Below are 14,987 nucleotides of genomic sequence, written 5' to 3' on the forward strand. Positions count from 1 at the left end.
AGGTCTTCGGGACGGCGCCAGTTATGATCCTGCTGCTGGCCGCCCCCGCGTCGGCGCGGAAGCCGGAAGGTCAATTCCGGAACGTCGAGCTCTGCAACGCCGCCTCGTCCCCCGACCGGAGGATCGAGGCCTGCTCTGCCTTCATCGCTGCCGGCCGTGGCGGGCCACAGGCCCTGGCCATGGCCCACAACAACCGCGGCATCGCCTACGCGGCGAAGGTCGACTACGACCGCGCTGTCGCCGACTTCGACGCGGCCATAGGCATCGATCCGACCTTCGCCAAGCCCGTCAACAACCGCGGCGCGGCGAGACTGAGGACGGGCGACTACGACGCCGCGATGGAGGATTTCGACCGAGCCATCGCCCTCCAGCCGGCATACCCCGGGGCCTTCGTCAACCGCGCCGAGGCCTGGCTGAAGAAGGGCGATCTCGTACGCGCCGAAAGCGACTACACCGCCGCGACTCGTCTGAACGCCGACATGGAAGTGGCTTGGAGCGGCCTTTGCTGGATCCGGGCGAGCACGGGCGACCCGCAAGGCGCGGTGGAAGCCTGCGACAAGGCGATCGGGTCGGGCGCGCATACGGCTGCGACCTACGATTCCCGCGCGCTCGCCCACCTCAAGGCTGGACGGACCGATGCGGCCATCGCCGACTACGACGCCGCGCTACGCATCGACCCCACGCTCGCCGCCGCGCTGTACGGTCGCGGCCGGGCAAAGATCCGCCGCGGCGAGACGGCTTCGGGAGAAGCCGATGTCGCGGCCGCGAAAGCCGTCCGGGGCGACATCGCCGAGGAATTCGCGCGCTACGGCGTACCGTAGTCCGTCCTCAACGCGTGCCCGTCGGAGAATGCCGTCTCTCCCCTACCGAGAGAACCTGAGCTGCAGCGTTCGAGCAAGTTTTTTTGCAGATTCTCTCCCTCCGCCATGCACGCCGAAAAAGTCTTTATCCTTCAGTGCTTCCTGAAGCGGACTATTTGGCGGCCCATATCCGAGCCCATACCTTCGATCGAAGGACTGGAAGGATAACGTGCGCCGCGTGGGTCTTGCACGGTCCTAGTCACCCACAACCTTCATCCGCCCATCCATCTGCCAGGTTGCGGCTCTCAGAGGTGCGCTTCGGAATGAAATACCTTCGAGATTATTTGGATCCGGCTCTCGCGCTCGGAGCCCCACCCGAGGGCCGACCCAAATAGCTTCGTCCCTTTGTCTTGGTAGAGCGACTAGCCGGATGTCACCGCTATCAATTCGCTTGCCATCTATCGACTTAATAATCTCTCTGTCGTCATCGGACCATTTCTGAAAGTGAAACTGCTTCCCAGCGCGCACAATGCTCGTGAACGCCGTTCCTGGTCCCTTGTGCTTGCAAATCTGCCTCACCAAGAGACCGCCATGTATGGCCCTCGGCTTTGAACCGCAGGTAATATCAATCCCGGACCTCCTGGGGGGCCGCGATCTTGCTGTTCCAGCCTCTCGTTGAAGGGAGTAGTGGGGACGGTGCACGTACCAGGTGCCCGATTCGAGTTGTTCTGCGTGGCAATGAGTGTACGGGTCACGCCAGATGTCGGAATCGGTACACAAGTACAACTCGCCGGTCGTCCGGGCTACCCGGTCGCAGGCCGAGGGTATTATCGCGGATACGGCAGGGCAGCAGTGGGAGCCGCAGCCGTTGGTGCCGCGGCCTATGGCGCTTACGGTGCTTACAACAACTGTTACGATGCGTACGGCAATTGGATTGAAACGCGCCGAGCCCATGCCGACGGCGGTTGGCTGGCGCTGGTGACCGCTGTGGCGCTCGCCGACCGGACGGCGAACACGGGCAGCAGCGTCCTACGGCTGCGTCCCGCGATCGGCATCGTTCGCCATTAAGGGCCAGTTCTTCAGCATCAGCGCCAAGTCGCCGTCCCAGATTGCTAGCGCGCCGCATCGACCGGAGTCGCGAGCGGCGCGGTCCTGACGCGCCGCAGGAGCCACGCGCGGAATTCTCGCCTGAGCCGCATTCAGGCCCGCTTGGAAAAACCGCTCGCGCTGCGCCGCGTCGAGCCGCGCCCAGCCCTGCATCGTGGCCTCGAACAGATCGATGCGCCGCATCTCGGCGTGCCTTTCAAAAGCAGATGCAGCAAAGGAAACACAAAAAACGAAAAACGCAAATATGCCGAAGGGGCGCGGTCGCGCGGTCCCCGCGTTTATCTATGCACCCAGAGGGACCCGAAACGTGGCGGGTGCGCGGAGACGGAAGCGCACAGTAGTCGCCTCCGATGCGATTTGCCGCACGGGACCGTCCTTCTGATGAGTTAACGTTAGGGAAGATGGCTGGCCTGACGGAGATCAGCGCTATGGGGTCCTTTGAAGCACTCGCCATCGTCCTTGTTTTTGTTCTGGTGGCGGTGGTCGTGACCATGCTCGTGCCGACCCGGAGACGATAGCGGACGGCGTCCCGACCCAATGACTGGAAAGCGGTTGACGACGGCGGCAGGCAGCGCGCGTTCGCGCTGTCCTGATCGTTCACGACCCGGCGGCGCTGGTGCAAATTCGCCACGGCAGGGCCATCGACGTACAGGCGGCGCACTATGTGGCGCATGTCGAGAAGCGGGACGCTGATCTTCATCGCGGCGGTCGTCGCCCGCGAACATCGCGAAGAACAACGCTTCATTGTTCGCAGCAGCGAACTCGCCAGATGGATCAGAGGTAAGGGGCATCTCGGGAAGTCCGTCGCTCAATCTTCGTAAAATCGCGGCCCAGTTCGCTGCTGCCCGGCTCTCCACGGCTGCGTCGAGTCACGCGGCGCTGGACCGAGAACGTAGATGCGCCGGTATGCTTGGAGAGAAGAAGTCAGTCACCATTAATGACCTGATGTTGCGCGGCTTCGAGTACCTCTCCCGTGCGTGCAATAGGGGCGCCAACTCGTCACCCTCCAGTATGCAGAGCACATTCGTGCCAGGCTATCGTGGACTTCCTTCTCATCCGGCATCGCTCATGCCGCGCCTAACGGAGTTCTGCTAGATCAGTAAGCCGTATTGTACATTCAAAGTCATTGCATTGTGCCACGAACTGCTGACAAAATGGTCGGCATAGCCGGGTGAGTGGCAGTCGTGAATTTCCAGGTATCCATTTTGAAGGTACTTGCTAGCTACCCCAATGGGCTGGCGACGCTTACGGATATCAAACGCGACCTCGCATTTTTGGCAACGAGCGGCGCTGATTGGGCAAGCTACAGCAAGCGGCTGGGTGCTACGCTCCCCTCGTTGGACGTCTTCTCCTTAGGCTTTGTGCAAAGGTATTCGTTCGGTTGGCGATTGACAGCAAAGGGCGCAGCCGCACTCGAACTTATGGAACAGAAGGTGAGAGCTCCCGTCGCTAATGTCGAAGCAGAAGCGGCAACGTCGGATAGCTTGCTGGAAAAGTGTACGCCACCTGTAGGGTCCGCTGAAAAGCCTGATCAGCCGAGTAGCTCACCAATTGATCGGCGCGCGCTGTTCATGGTCATCGACGGCGGTCGAAGCCAGGCTGCATAATAGTCACAAACGGAACGCAGCGTGCGGCGTGACGGCGACAGGTCTCAGAGGGCGCTGCCCGCATCTGCGCGCGAGGAGGTTGCTAGCTGACGTGCGATCGCCGGTCCTTTGTAAACATGCCTCCGACAAGAGTGGCATCGTTCACCGGGTTCGCGAGCGGGGGAACGCTTTTATAGGCGGAGTGCCGATCAGGAGCGCGACCCGGCGTTCGGGATGAACACAGCCGCGGGCTAAGCACAGCAACAACTTGGCACAGTAGTTCTACGGCGCCGCATCTGGCGCCTGTCTCGCTTCAAAAAGCAGCGCAACCGTGACTCCGTCGTCGAGCGTCGCGCTAGAAGCTCTAAGCTCCCGCCCCCTTGAGCCGTCTTTCTCCCTGGAGCGCAACCGCCATTGTAAGCCTTGGGACCCTGGGAAATTTCCCAGGTGTCCGGCCGGTAGGTCCCCGCTAAACAGCTATTGGAACGTGGGCGAGTAGAAGAGCGAGAATGGAAGAGCTTATTGCTCAACTTGAGAAGTTTCGAGCGGAGGCAGGCTATTGTGCTCGGTTGGCGAGAACTGCACCGGATAGGCAGACGCGAGCGCTGTTCGAACGGCTCGCCGAACGGGTGCGAGAGATGGTTCAGGAAATCGAGACGACGATCGCCGCGCGAACGAAACCAAGTGGTCGCTGGGAATGATCGTCCGGTGGCAACTCCAAAGCCAGCCTCGATGCCTTCTTTGATGCACCCTTCAATGATTGCACTGTTGTATTCTTGCTCGGTCTTGAGCATGGACTTCTTTGCATGACAGACGGTATCAGCGAACGGGTTGATTTGGAGGGCTCACTTGATGAGCGCCGGAACAACCCCTCAATCACTGTTGGCGCAAACGATACAGCCGCCGCGACGATTCACCACTCGGAATATCTGGGCGCGTCGGGTTGCAACACCCTTCCAGGGCTCGATCATTTTATTTCAGCTCCTCTAAGCGTCAAACCATTTGTAATCTTGCGAGAACTAATGGATGATCATCGCGGCGTCGTCGGTCTTGAAGCGAGCGGCTTCGAGAACTGCCGAGGCGGTGCGGTGAAATAACTGGTAGTGGAGATCATCGGGTGGTGGACACGCAACGTCGATCAGATCACACAAGAACGCCAGCCGCTGTTGCTTCCTCGCGGATGGGTCCACATACCAATCTTTTATGGTCGGCCCAAAGGACTCATTGACCTTGCCCTCCACCGCGACGGCGACGGTGCGATTGTTCGATTTTATCAGAGCGAAAACGTCCGTCTGACTTTCTCGTCCGTTATCGCGAAGTGATACCTTGTGCTCTGGGATCGCGATGAGCAACTCGGTGGCCAATCCGAACATCCCGGCGATTTCCGGCGGCAGTCCTTCTGCGGCTTCCCAGCAATGCGCGAGTGTTCGCGCAGAGTAGCCACTACGCCAATGCTTAAAAGGGTCCGCTAACGGAAATGATCGCTAAGGCGATAATCAAGATCGCGCAAACCGGCGCTCATGACGCCGCACAGAGTTCGGCTCTGGCGATCAAGGAACTAGAACTGCGGTAGGGCATCTCGTTCCACCGGATGGCGGCGCGACCAAAGTCGCCTCATGCGACTTTTAATTTCCGATCGCCGCCCTGCTTGGAACTGAAACATTCCCCAAGGTCGGGGAGTTTGGCTCTTGGCTTCGGGGCTTCGCAACGCGCGAGGCATCTATGACCCCTCTACCAGCGGGCGACGCGTTCCTTACGGTCGCCATTATGAGCGTCACTTTCCTGACCGAGATCGCTCTTTTCATCTTGATTGGAATGATCTGAAAGGAGCGCGCTGCTGGGCAGCGCGCGCCGATGCGAATGGTCTAGCTCTCCACGAACTTGATGGTTGAGACCGGCCATCTTCCATCATGGCCTGTAATCGAAATCCGGAGCCCGTGCAATTCATCCAGCCAAACGTTCTCGACCGTGCCTGCCTTTCCGTCGCTAAGGACGACGGCTTTGCCGATCAATTCGGAGTGCGCCTCACCGTACTCACTCAAAATCCTTGACGCACGAAGCTTCACCGGTGACAGCGCTCGTCCATGTTCGGCCGAGCCGTTTGCGGCTCAACCGCGCAGCTTGTTCCAGCGCTTGGCCGCTGGAATGATCGATGGTGACGTCTCTTCCAGTTCGCGGAGCCGAATCTGCATCCTAAGGTTCGCCGGTAATTCCGGCTCCGGTTTCAGCGACGCTCGTAGCCTCTCGCCGATCTCTCGAACCATGGCCGGGCTGTGTACATAGTCGATGTCGATATGGTTGGGCATGACGGAGCCTCGGTAAGAACAACGCCACCGGCACGCCGACATCAGCCCAATGCGATTCCCCGCAACCGATCGGGGCGCGGCTGGCGATTTTGAATGGAACCGGAGACCGCCGCTTTTGGCTATCTTGCGCGAGCGCTTGTAGAGAAAAGCGGGTCAGCAACCTTTGGCTATCCGCGACATGCGCCGTGTTAGTACCGGCGAGCGGCGGTCTCACATTTCTAAAGCTCGCAGACGGCTTTCGTTCCCGTTTTCTAATCGCGACGCCAATGTTCCACTCGGAAGGAGGGAACCTAGGAGCGACTAGGCGCGCTGGCGCCGTGGGTAGCAACTTCCGCTGCGGACGAAGACATCGAGCCGCGCGGCTGGTCGGAACCATTTCTGAGAGTGTCCGGTTAGCTTCTGGGGGTGATGAAGGGACCATCTCCATGAGGACCGAATATCTCGCGGCGATTGTGATAGCTGTTCTTTCCGCTGGTACCTGGCTGGCAGTCGATTCTATCGGCTCCCTGCCTTCCGAAAAGCAGTCCACGGCGGTCGCCGTGCAACTGGCGGACCGGTTAGCTGGGTCCGTGGATCCATTTCTTCGTTCTGGTGGATAACAGCCGGAGTAACTCAAACGCATTGATGCACGCCTCGAATTGGGCCGAGGTTAAATGCGGCCGTCCTGCAGCGGCTCGATGCCGCTGGCGATCTCGACCAGCTTGCGGGCTGCCGCGTCGGGGTCGACGAATGGACCTTCGGCGGCGTACTTCATGCGGCGGAGTCCCGCTTGTGCACACCATGCGATGTCTCGTCGCCTGCTAGGTCAATCCATGCCAATGCAACGCGCAGCCACTTCAAGCGATCAAGCGCGCTCGTAGCCGCTACGGCTCGCCTCATTGCCTCTTCAGCCTCGGCTGGATGATCAAAATTCCGACTCACGGAGAGCGGGTATATCCGATAAAACTTAACTGGAAACGGCGGGTGCCGCCCGGAAAACTACGGCCTGCGCCATGAGCGAGATCGACCGAACGGCGGCAAACTTGCCGATCTGCGACTGCGTCGGCAGCGACCGCGTGCCGATCGTGTCTGAAATGTTCAATCCGCACACGGGCCGGACCGTGACAATGTTCCAGTGCAGGCAGTGCGGATATGTGACGTGGGATGATCGACCCACATTTCCTTCGCCGTGGGGAGCCTCTGGGTGAGACGGGCCTGCGAGATTACAGGCACGCTTGGCGTGTACTGGATTCGCACAGCCACCGGCCTTTACCCAGTCTTAACGCTGGTTGTGCCGATCATCGGGCTCTCGCGCGAACACCGAGGGAGAGGCTTCCTCCAGATGCTGAAAGACGGCACTTACAGGGCGTGGCTCAAGACCCCGCTCGGCCAAGGCACCGGCATTGCCCATGTTGCAACGGGCAGAATCTGGGGCCGCAGCAGCATTATGACCTACAACGGCACCTGCGAAGTCGATGGAGATCGATTCACCGCAATCGTATCGATCAAACGGCATACCGATGAGCATGTAACTATCTTCGGCGCCGATGACCTCACGCTGAAGCTTGAGGGAACGTGCTCCGGCAAGATAGGTCGTTATGTCGGGACGGCAGAAGAGGTGCCGGGAGTGCTCTTCGAGGGAACGCTCATCCTCACCGAGGAGGAGCCGCCTTCGCTAAAGGCGAGCGAGTCGACGCCAACGTTCAACCCGAACAAACTTCCCAAACTGCCGAAGCGCTCCCGCTAAATGACCCCGCAAGCCGGTACGCCTTCGCTCGCTTCTTGCGGGCTTTGCGACCGGCTCGCGATGCCGATTGAGCGCGCGCACAACGCCGATGCGGGCGAACATCGTCGGGCCACCGAGGTCGGCCACCAGCATCAGCGCCTCGATCGCGGCCTGCCATTCCGGCGCGTCATGCTCGCGCTTTGGCAGCTTGGTGATGAACGTCGCGGCGTCGTGCAGGGTGATCAGCTTGCAGCCATCTGGCAGTAGGATCGGATCGTCGAAAGTCCGCTGCCAGCCTCGGTATTACGCTACTGCGGCTCGTGCTTGTCCGTCAGTTCTCGCACCGCCAAGCTAAGCTCCAGCTCTCGAAGCCGTTCTATCAGCAGTTCTACGATATCCTCGTAGTCGGAGGGCGATAGCGAACTCATACCGCGCAACGTCATCTGATCTTGGAGAATGGTCGCCATCATGGCTTTGACGCTCATGGGACCTCGCCTGAAAATTAGACCCGTCATAAAAACAATCTGAAGTAGATGCCAAAGATCGCGGATGTGCAACGTCCGTAAGATTACGCACAACGCGAGCGGCAAATCCTTCCGCACCGCACAAACGGGATGATGTGTCGCGCGCGTTTTTTATCGCCGGACGATCTGATCCACCGGCAGGGAGGCGCGGGGCTACTTCTTCAGCAGTATCCCCATCGCTCTTGCCATTCGCCTCACTGATCCGGCGTGACGGCCCAGCTCGGCTGCTATCTTCGATACGCCAGCTCCTGCCCGGGGCCAGCTTGACCTCGCGCTCGGCCCATTGCCTTGGCTTCGGTGCTTTCATGGTGCGGCGCTCCACTCAACCAGTGCGCCTGGTTGCCAACACTTGGGAAATTTACGGGTGGTGTCTGCCCACCACGAGGCTCAGCGGTGCGGCGGCCGTGGCGCTCGCGAGATGGGCGTGTGCGGCGTCCCGATTAGCGCGAACTCTGTTGGGGATCGGATCGGCGCACGAATAGTTGGCGTCGTGGGTGTAGGCAGGTCCGCTATCTAGGGTAGATCAGACCTTGCCGTATGCGAGCGCCGGACCGCCGCTTTTGACCCATCTGCGACATGGGCAGGTTCAGCCGACCAGCTGGCAGTGCCCGCTGATGACAGTACCGTCGCGTTTATGCGCCTTAAGCGTGCCGTCGACGCGGTTGATGAAACCTTGCCAGACCGCGGTCAGGTCGAACAGATGTTGCCAAATGTTGCCGAGCGTAAGGGCCGTCTCAAAGAACAAGTGTGAACAAGCGTTCAAGATTAACCCCTTCGCCGCTTGCTGGATCAATGCTTTAGCTCGCCGATCGGCGTCGGGACGCCACGCCGATTTACACGCTGGGCCAACTTCCGGGCCTTCTACCGCGATGTTCATCCGAAACCGTCATGGCGGCACCTGCTCGTGCGCGCCGATCCGACTGCCGAGTTTTCGCCGGACAATTGCCTCTGGCAGGTTGGAAGACGGTATCGGCGGCGATCGACCGCTCGATGACCGAGGACAGGGCGTTACTGCTCGCGTCCTCAAGTCGTTGACGCCGCAGCGGTAAAGGCCCCTTCGAGGGAGGCCGGAAGGCATGATCCAGATCAACGCTGCCGCTTGACTGCCGCCCAAGGAATTCGCGCAGTAAGTTGCTCAACCCGTTTTCTGGGCTGGACGCTTTGCGGTTGGATCGCTGCGCTGGTGAGTGTGGTGGGCCGCGACGATCCCCACCCCCGCCGCCGTTTACTGCCCGGTGATCTGGAGCATGTCACCAATGAAACGCTGTCTCGTTGCTTTCGCAATCGCCGCCAGCCTGTTCGCACCAGTTGCGCACGCCAACGATGTCTTGGAAGCCAAGTTGCGGGCCTACGTTCCGGTCTTCTCCCTCGCCAGAGTATGTGACATCACGATCAATGACGCCACCTCGGGTGACCACCGCGCCACGCTTGAAGCGGTGAAATCTGAGCCGAATGCTGAGAAATTCGCCTACCGCCTCCATTACGAAACGCAGACGGCCTACATCAAGGCCCGCGACGGAGGTCAACGGGTCGCCTTCTGCAAAGACTTCATCGCAGCCAACAGCCAATACGCCAAGGCGCGCGTCGCCGCCGTGGTCGAGGACCACATGAGCCACGTCAGCACTAATGCGCAGAAAGCGATTGCCTACAACGTCTGTGGAGCGAACACCTACGCCAAGCTGTCCAAGGCCGACTGGAAGCCGTACGCGCTTACCAAGAAGATGCTTGAGATTGAGCATAAGCTGGCCAAGGAAAACGCCGAGACGAACGGCTGGAACGTCGCCGAGGAAACGACGGCGGTCACGGAACAGTTCTGCGCGGCGGTAAAAACCCGATGAGCATCGCCGCCGCCAAAGTCCGAGCCCCGCTGATGCGTCTTTGCGCGGCTTTGACACGATGCCTCCAGCCCGAGCCTGAAGGCGTGCAGCACCGCCTCATGGCGTCGGCTCCGCAGCGCATGGAGGTCCGACTTAGCAGCAACTACCGCGAACACCGAGCGGAAAGCCGCCGCCCATGACTCCATTGACTCGATATTCTTAGATATGCTGTGCCTCTAACAGCGCTTCTCGGCCTATCATGACGGAGCCACGCCGCGCCCTATAAGCGCTTGTCATTGCGATAGACATCATACATTTCGCCCCGCCTAATCATATTGAAGTAAGCACGAAATATTTTTCGGTTGTCTCAATGGACGAGCTTAGTGTCTCGAACGGGCGTGCAGTTTGTAAATCTGCAACGACCGTGACTTTTGCTTTACCGCGCGTTCCTGATTCGGAATGAGCTGATGCAAGCTCCCCGTCGCCAAATTGGGCGCGCGAGACGGCCGCGGTAGACGTCGCCCGATGGAACGCAACGTGAGCAGGGATGATCACATTCAGGAGGCAGACGAGCGCTTGGGATCACAATGAATATCTGTTCAAGAAAGTTTCCAAAGAGAAACCGGAACGTCGCCACGCACTATTCGTTTTTCCCCGCGGGGAAACCAACGAATGGAGAGATAGATGAAGAAGCTTTCTTACGTTCTCGCCGCGTTAGCGACCATCGCGGTGGCAGCGCCGACCATCGCAAGCGCTGAGGAATTCGGTTTCCGGATCGGAAGTGGCCCGGACTATTCCGACCACTACTACAGTCCGCGTGCTCACTTTTATGCACATGATCGAGGCTGGCATCACGGATGGTATGATCGCGATGGCGACCGCACGGTAGTGATTAGGCGTCACCATTACCACGACTGGGACGACTAATCGAAAAATGGCTCCCAATCGGGAGCCATTCCTTTGAAAGAATGCAGCTGCGGCGGCTGTCGAAGAGCAGTGCACCGGGGCCGGAGCTAAAGACCAGGCACGCCAGCCGAAGAGTCGCGTGGTCTGGTGACGGCTGGCTTCCTGACGGTGCTTTTTATCCGTTCCGCGAACGCGCGCCGCGCCCTCGGTGGGATATGTGGAGACACGCGACGCCCGCGCCTGATCTCCACAAGGTTCACAAAGCTCAGCGGACGAAGCTCAAACCGCACGAACCAACGCGGAAGATGCTATCGGATCAGAAACCTGTGCAGCCGCTTGGGGCGCGTACCTCATTGGGCGCGCATCGCGCGGGAAATGATGATGCGACGGCTGCCAGTCCACCGGTAAATCGCGCGCCGGATGACGTTCAAGTCACGCCACCATCCGTCGAGGGCAAAGACGTGCAAGCGATCGGTACGGCACCGGTGGATGCCGCGGCGGATATCGTTCAGGTCACTCCGCCACCCGTAATCGAGCGCAAAGGCGAGCAAGCGATCGGCACGGCACTGGAAGATGTCTTGGCAGATGTTGTTCAGGTCACCCCGCCGCGCATTATCGAACACAACGAGGCGTCGATAACCAGATCACTCGACGGGTCGCTAGTGATGATGATGGTGCTCGTGGCACTTGGCTTTATGATGTCACTGCCATTTCGCCGTAGGCATGCCGAACGTGTCTTAGCTTTTGCCGCGATGCGCAGCTGCGAAGCGGGAGCGGACCATGGTCGCCCAGTCAACTTACGGTGTCCACCGCAAATCGAAGCCGATCCGAATTCCTTATCTAGTCTGGAAGCGTCCGTGAAAAACGTCCTTAGCACAATCAAGGAGACCGAAGCCGAGATGATTTCCTCACGGCAGCTCCGAAAGCCCGCGTGAAGCCGAGCTAGCTCCCATCTGAACTCCGCAGGTCGCCTTGAGCTGATGCAGGAACGGCCCGCTATCTTTTCGATAGGATGCGGCCCCTGAACCGGTTCGATGGCGGCGAACTCTCTCGTGCGTTATGCATCACCGAAAATGAAGGAGCGCGGTATGGATCGCAAGCACATGGAGGTGTCACCGAGAAGGCCAAGGGCACGATTAAAGAAAGAAGGTTCTGGTATCGGGCCCCGGCACCGCTGCCACTGTGAGACCACCACGGTTGAAGGGACGACGGCCGCAGGATCACGCGAAGGGAGCAGGTCTTCGACTAAAGAACGGCTGTGACATTCGGCTCTCTGACAGCAACGCGGACATCAGACCTGACCTTCGCGTACATTGAAAGCTACCAGCCGAACTTTACGCGTTCCGCGGCACAGCCACAGGGCGCACGGCCGATCAGTCCCCAAGCGCAGCGGGCGACGGAACGCTCAGCCCGCAACGCCGAAACCATCATGTATTCCGCGACAGCCGTCGCTAAAGGTATGAACGGGGTTTCGCGCGAGTACTTTGAGTTCGTTCGACAACAGATTGAGCGGCGCATGGACAGAATGAATGAACTCTGGCGCTGTCGAACTCATCACGACTTGGCAGCCGTTCAGACGGATCTAGTGCGCGACACGATCCGCAGCGCGATGGACAGCAGCCGTCGGATGGCCGACATGTCCCTCAAGGTAGCAGACGATGCGGGCGACCATATAGCTCAGAGCGTCGAACGGATGCAGCGCGCTGCGTAGCCGAGCCTCTAGGGCCACTTACGTGGGCGGCTGGATCTCGAGCCGCACACGTAAGTCGCGCGACGCTTCACCAGGTCCGCTGGCCTCGACGAGGCGGAAACGAAACCGGGCTCAGACCAAACCCAGGTCGCCATCTGAGGGTAGGGGATGTGCGCTGCATTAGTGCACTGACCATGGCCATGCCAATGACGGTTGCGGTTTTTTGGCTTGCGGCGGCGCCGGCTTCTGCGTCTGGGCGACATTGGCCGACTGACGCGGACGAGGCAATGGTATTTCGGGCATCACCTTTGGTTCTCCGGAGCTCACCTCAGGCATCGCCTTTGGCGCTGAGGCGTTGGCGATGACGTGGGCGAGTTGTTCCTGGCTCGCGTTGAGTTGCTCGGTGAGTGTCTGGCTTTCGCGCGCCATCTGGATCTGGGTCGCCTTGATCTGGTCGATGGTACTGTGGTTCCGCGCCATTTCTTCCTGGCTCGCCTTGAGTTGGCTTGCGAGATTTTCATTGCCGCGGACCAATTGTTCTTGCCTCATTTCGAGCTGTTCCACCGTTTGCCTCAAGGCAGCTAAATCGCGCGCCATCGGTTGGAGCTGCTGCGCAATCTCGGAAGACACGGAAACGGCAGTCGGCGCAACGTCATTCGGCGCGGTTTGTACCGGAGGGGGCGGTACTGCGGCGACCATCATTGTCGAATCAACGGACGATGACCATCGCCACCCGACGACAGTAATCGATGCTACAAATAGCGAACCGATGAAAGCCAAATAGCGCCAACCGGCCAATCGATGACCCGTGCCCGGCGGGGCGCGTGACGTCTTCATCCTGGTCGGTCGGGCCAAAGGGCCGACTCCCTTTTCGCGGGCCAAGCTCGCCAGGCTAGAAAAATGCTCGTCCAAGCTTTTCGTGATCTGCTCTTCCGCGAGCTTGTCGCCTAACGTGGAAGCCATTTGGCGCTCCATATGAAATGCAATAGCACCCGCCGGAGAGCGATTCGCGCATCTGCGCTACGGCGAGTTAACCTTCAACGGGACGCAGATGGTTTTGAGCATTTCCCAGGGGATGAGCATGCAGCTGCACGTCACGTCGTCTTTTTTTCCAGCTCACCTCAGAGCTATACTGGCGCTTTTAACGCAGCCGAGGAGGCGAAAGTATGTTGTCGGCCGGAGAACTACGGAAGGAACCCTGACGGTTCGCCAGCGCGCTCCATGCGAGATCACGCCGGAGGGCAGTTCGTCAACACGCAGCTAGATATGGCCACAGAATGCTGTAGAGCTCCCGCTATAGAAGCAAGCTGGGAGGTTACTTATTTGCGATGCTTCGCCGCCGAGCGCCCAGCACCATGAGTACAGTAATCTCAGACAGTGCTAGCTTCCAGCCGACTCAAGATTGTGACAAGCGTGCTGAGCTCATCGTCAGTTGCTCCCCTCAAGTCATAGCTTCCGATTGAGCCGGAATGCACCATTGAACCGCCCCGGGTTTGCCGGAGGCTCCAACTCCTGAGAGGATGGAGCCATGACAAGCAAGACCACGAACAAGTTTTCGCCTGAAGTCCGCGACCGTGCGGTTCGGATGGTTCTGGATCACGCCGGCGAGCACCCGTCGCGCTGGGCGGCAGTGACCTCGATTGCGGCCAAGATCGGCTGCACACCGCAGACGCTGCATGACTGGGTCAAGAAGGCCGAGATCGACAGCGGGCAGCGGGCCGGTGTCCCGACTGAGATGGCCGAGAAGCTGAAGGCCCTGGAACGGGAGAACCGTGAGCTGCGGCAGGCCAACGAGATCCTGCGCAAGGCAAGCGCTTATTTTGCGATGGCGGAGCTCGACCGCCGGTTAAGCCATGATCGCCTTCATCGACGATCATCGTGGGGCGCATGGGGTCGAGCCGATCTGCAAGGTGTTGCCGATCGCCCCCTCGACCTACCATGCCCATGTGGCCAAGCGGCGCGATCCCGCCAAGCTGTCGGCGCGAGCCAGGCAGGACGCCGCGCTGGAGATCGAGGTTCGGCGCGTCTTCGATGAGAACTTCTCCGTCTACAGCGCGCGCAAGGTGTGGCGGCAGCTCAAGCGAGAAGGCTTCGATGTTGCTCGTTGCACGGTGTCGCGATTGATGCAGGACATGGGTTTGCAGGGGGTTATCCGCGGCAAACCGGTTAAGACCACGATCAGCGACAAGGCCGCGCCATGCCCGCTGGATCACGTCAACCGCCAGTTCAGGGCGCCAAGGCCGAACGTCCTTTGGCTACTTCACCTATGTCGCGACCTGGAGCGGATTCGTCTACGTCGCCTTCGTCATCGACGCCTATGCCCGCAGGATCGTGGGCTGGCGGGCCTCGCGCACGGCGCACGCCAGCTTCGTGCTCGATGCGCTGGAGCAGGCCCTGCACGATCGCCGACCGGTCCACCGCGGCGGGCTCGTGCATCATAGCGATAGAGGTAGCCAAGGCGGATTCAAACGGTCGTCGCAACACCAGTTACTTTCACTCATAACAGAAGATCGTCAAGCGCCTCCGCCGGCGTTTTCCAGCCTAGT

16 protein-coding genes, 2 pseudogenes and 1 other annotated feature are annotated in these 14,987 nt (G+C 59.9%); of the genes and pseudogenes, 10 read left to right on the forward strand and 8 right to left on the reverse strand.

The window, feature by feature from the left end; translation table 11 throughout:
* Positions 1-23: 23 nt before the first annotated feature.
* Entirely contained in the window at positions 24-821 is a 798-nt protein-coding gene (locus ABIB91_RS38095; protein ID WP_354172058.1) for a tetratricopeptide repeat protein, read from the forward strand.
* 1,008 nt (positions 822-1,829) lie between these two features.
* On the opposite strand, the gene ABIB91_RS38100 is transcribed toward ABIB91_RS38095, so the two are convergent.
* Positions 1,830-2,090 (reverse strand): hypothetical protein, encoded by a 261-nt coding sequence (locus ABIB91_RS38100; RefSeq protein ID WP_354172060.1) that lies wholly within the window; start codon positions 2,088-2,090, stop codon positions 1,830-1,832.
* Positions 2,091-3,091: 1,001 nt separating this feature from the next.
* Here ABIB91_RS38100 and ABIB91_RS38105 point away from each other — a divergent pair.
* Entirely contained in the window at positions 3,092-3,514 is a 423-nt protein-coding gene (locus ABIB91_RS38105) for a hypothetical protein (protein ID WP_009859223.1), read from the forward strand.
* Positions 3,515-4,002: 488 nt separating this feature from the next.
* Positions 4,003-4,194, forward strand: a complete 192-nt coding sequence (locus ABIB91_RS38110; protein WP_157158494.1) for a hypothetical protein — start codon at positions 4,003-4,005, stop codon at positions 4,192-4,194.
* A gap of 318 nt (positions 4,195-4,512) precedes the next feature.
* On the opposite strand, the pseudogene ABIB91_RS38115 reads toward ABIB91_RS38110, so the two are convergent.
* From ABIB91_RS38115 to ABIB91_RS38130, 4 genes and pseudogenes are all read right to left on the reverse strand, one after another.
* Positions 4,513-4,905: pseudogene (locus ABIB91_RS38115) on the reverse strand (DUF6946 family protein); the annotation flags it as partial.
* 319 nt (positions 4,906-5,224) lie between these two features.
* Positions 5,225-5,395: a hypothetical protein gene (locus tag ABIB91_RS38120; RefSeq protein ID WP_354172064.1), complete on the reverse strand. Its 171-nt coding sequence runs from the start codon at positions 5,393-5,395 to the stop codon at positions 5,225-5,227.
* Positions 5,359-5,568, reverse strand: coding sequence for a PRC-barrel domain-containing protein (locus tag ABIB91_RS38125; RefSeq protein ID WP_354129587.1), 210 nt, complete (start codon positions 5,566-5,568; stop codon positions 5,359-5,361). The genes ABIB91_RS38120 and ABIB91_RS38125 overlap by 37 nt, the downstream gene beginning before the upstream one ends.
* Positions 5,569-5,601: 33 nt before the next feature.
* Entirely contained in the window at positions 5,602-5,799 is a 198-nt protein-coding gene (locus ABIB91_RS38130) for a hypothetical protein (protein WP_354172066.1), read from the reverse strand.
* Positions 5,800-7,120: 1,321 nt separating this feature from the next.
* Between ABIB91_RS38130 and ABIB91_RS38135 the strand changes: the two genes are divergently transcribed.
* Both ABIB91_RS38135 and ABIB91_RS38140 read left to right on the forward strand, forming a co-directional pair.
* Positions 7,121-7,525, forward strand: coding sequence for a hypothetical protein (locus ABIB91_RS38135; protein ID WP_009859228.1), 405 nt, complete (start codon positions 7,121-7,123; stop codon positions 7,523-7,525).
* Positions 7,526-7,771, forward strand: coding sequence for a hypothetical protein (locus ABIB91_RS38140; protein ID WP_157158496.1), 246 nt, complete (start codon positions 7,526-7,528; stop codon positions 7,769-7,771).
* A 41-nt stretch (positions 7,772-7,812) separates the two neighbouring features.
* Here the strand turns inward: ABIB91_RS38140 and ABIB91_RS38145 are convergent, their stop codons facing one another.
* Positions 7,813-7,989 (reverse strand): hypothetical protein, encoded by a 177-nt coding sequence (locus tag ABIB91_RS38145; RefSeq protein ID WP_354172069.1) that lies wholly within the window; start codon positions 7,987-7,989, stop codon positions 7,813-7,815.
* Positions 7,990-8,614: 625 nt separating this feature from the next.
* The gene (locus ABIB91_RS38150) at positions 8,615-8,905 is read right to left on the reverse strand and encodes a hypothetical protein (protein ID WP_354172071.1); all 291 of its coding nucleotides are present in this window, start codon (positions 8,903-8,905) and stop codon (positions 8,615-8,617) included.
* 379 nt (positions 8,906-9,284) lie between these two features.
* On the opposite strand from ABIB91_RS38150, the gene ABIB91_RS38155 reads away from it, so the two are divergent.
* From ABIB91_RS38155 to ABIB91_RS38170, 4 genes are all read left to right on the forward strand, one after another.
* A complete protein-coding gene (locus tag ABIB91_RS38155; RefSeq protein ID WP_354172073.1) occupies positions 9,285-9,866 on the forward strand; it encodes a hypothetical protein in 582 nt (193 codons plus the stop codon).
* 663 nt (positions 9,867-10,529) lie between these two features.
* Entirely contained in the window at positions 10,530-10,772 is a 243-nt protein-coding gene (locus tag ABIB91_RS38160; protein WP_009859233.1) for a hypothetical protein, read from the forward strand.
* Positions 10,773-11,104: 332 nt separating this feature from the next.
* A complete protein-coding gene (locus ABIB91_RS38165) occupies positions 11,105-11,686 on the forward strand; it encodes a hypothetical protein (protein ID WP_354172075.1) in 582 nt (193 codons plus the stop codon).
* Positions 11,687-12,009: 323 nt separating this feature from the next.
* Complete coding sequence (locus tag ABIB91_RS38170) at positions 12,010-12,462, forward strand: phasin family protein (RefSeq protein ID WP_354172077.1); 453 nt, start codon at positions 12,010-12,012, stop codon at positions 12,460-12,462.
* Positions 12,463-12,621: 159 nt separating this feature from the next.
* Here the strand turns inward: ABIB91_RS38170 and ABIB91_RS38175 are convergent, their stop codons facing one another.
* The gene (locus ABIB91_RS38175) at positions 12,622-13,404 is read right to left on the reverse strand and encodes a hypothetical protein (RefSeq protein WP_219685526.1); all 783 of its coding nucleotides are present in this window, start codon (positions 13,402-13,404) and stop codon (positions 12,622-12,624) included.
* A gap of 565 nt (positions 13,405-13,969) precedes the next feature.
* Between ABIB91_RS38175 and ABIB91_RS38180 the strand changes: the two are divergent.
* A pseudogene (locus ABIB91_RS38180) lies at positions 13,970-14,898 on the forward strand (IS3 family transposase); the annotation flags it as partial.
* Positions 14,254-14,369, forward strand: a sequence feature (AL1L pseudoknot). It overlaps the preceding pseudogene by 116 nt.
* Positions 14,899-14,987: the final 89 nt, after the last annotated feature.

It is taken from the genome of Bradyrhizobium sp. JR4.3 (genome assembly GCF_040547695.1).
In the GTDB taxonomy this organism is placed as follows: Bacteria; Pseudomonadota; Alphaproteobacteria; order Rhizobiales; family Xanthobacteraceae; genus Bradyrhizobium; species Bradyrhizobium canariense.

Bases quoted from the DNA above. Each gene is read 5' to 3' on its own strand.
- ABIB91_RS38095 (WP_354172058.1), top strand. From the start codon at position 24: ATGATCCTGCTGCTGGCCGCCCCCGCGTCGGCGCGGAAGCCGGAAGGT.
- ABIB91_RS38100 (WP_354172060.1), bottom strand. From the start codon at position 2,090: ATGCGGCGCATCGATCTGTTCGAGGCCACGATGCAGGGCTGGGCGCGG.
- ABIB91_RS38110 (WP_157158494.1), top strand. From the start codon at position 4,003: ATGGAAGAGCTTATTGCTCAACTTGAGAAGTTTCGAGCGGAGGCAGGC.
- ABIB91_RS38120 (WP_354172064.1), bottom strand. From the start codon at position 5,395: ATGGCCGGTCTCAACCATCAAGTTCGTGGAGAGCTAGACCATTCGCAT.
- ABIB91_RS38130 (WP_354172066.1), bottom strand. From the start codon at position 5,799: ATGCCCAACCATATCGACATCGACTATGTACACAGCCCGGCCATGGTT.
- ABIB91_RS38135 (WP_009859228.1), top strand. From the start codon at position 7,121: ATGCTGAAAGACGGCACTTACAGGGCGTGGCTCAAGACCCCGCTCGGC.
- ABIB91_RS38140 (WP_157158496.1), top strand. From the start codon at position 7,526: ATGACCCCGCAAGCCGGTACGCCTTCGCTCGCTTCTTGCGGGCTTTGC.
- ABIB91_RS38145 (WP_354172069.1), bottom strand. From the start codon at position 7,989: ATGAGCGTCAAAGCCATGATGGCGACCATTCTCCAAGATCAGATGACG.
- ABIB91_RS38150 (WP_354172071.1), bottom strand. From the start codon at position 8,905: ATGAACATCGCGGTAGAAGGCCCGGAAGTTGGCCCAGCGTGTAAATCG.
- ABIB91_RS38155 (WP_354172073.1), top strand. From the start codon at position 9,285: ATGAAACGCTGTCTCGTTGCTTTCGCAATCGCCGCCAGCCTGTTCGCA.
- ABIB91_RS38160 (WP_009859233.1), top strand. From the start codon at position 10,530: ATGAAGAAGCTTTCTTACGTTCTCGCCGCGTTAGCGACCATCGCGGTG.
- ABIB91_RS38175 (WP_219685526.1), bottom strand. From the start codon at position 13,404: ATGGCTTCCACGTTAGGCGACAAGCTCGCGGAAGAGCAGATCACGAAA.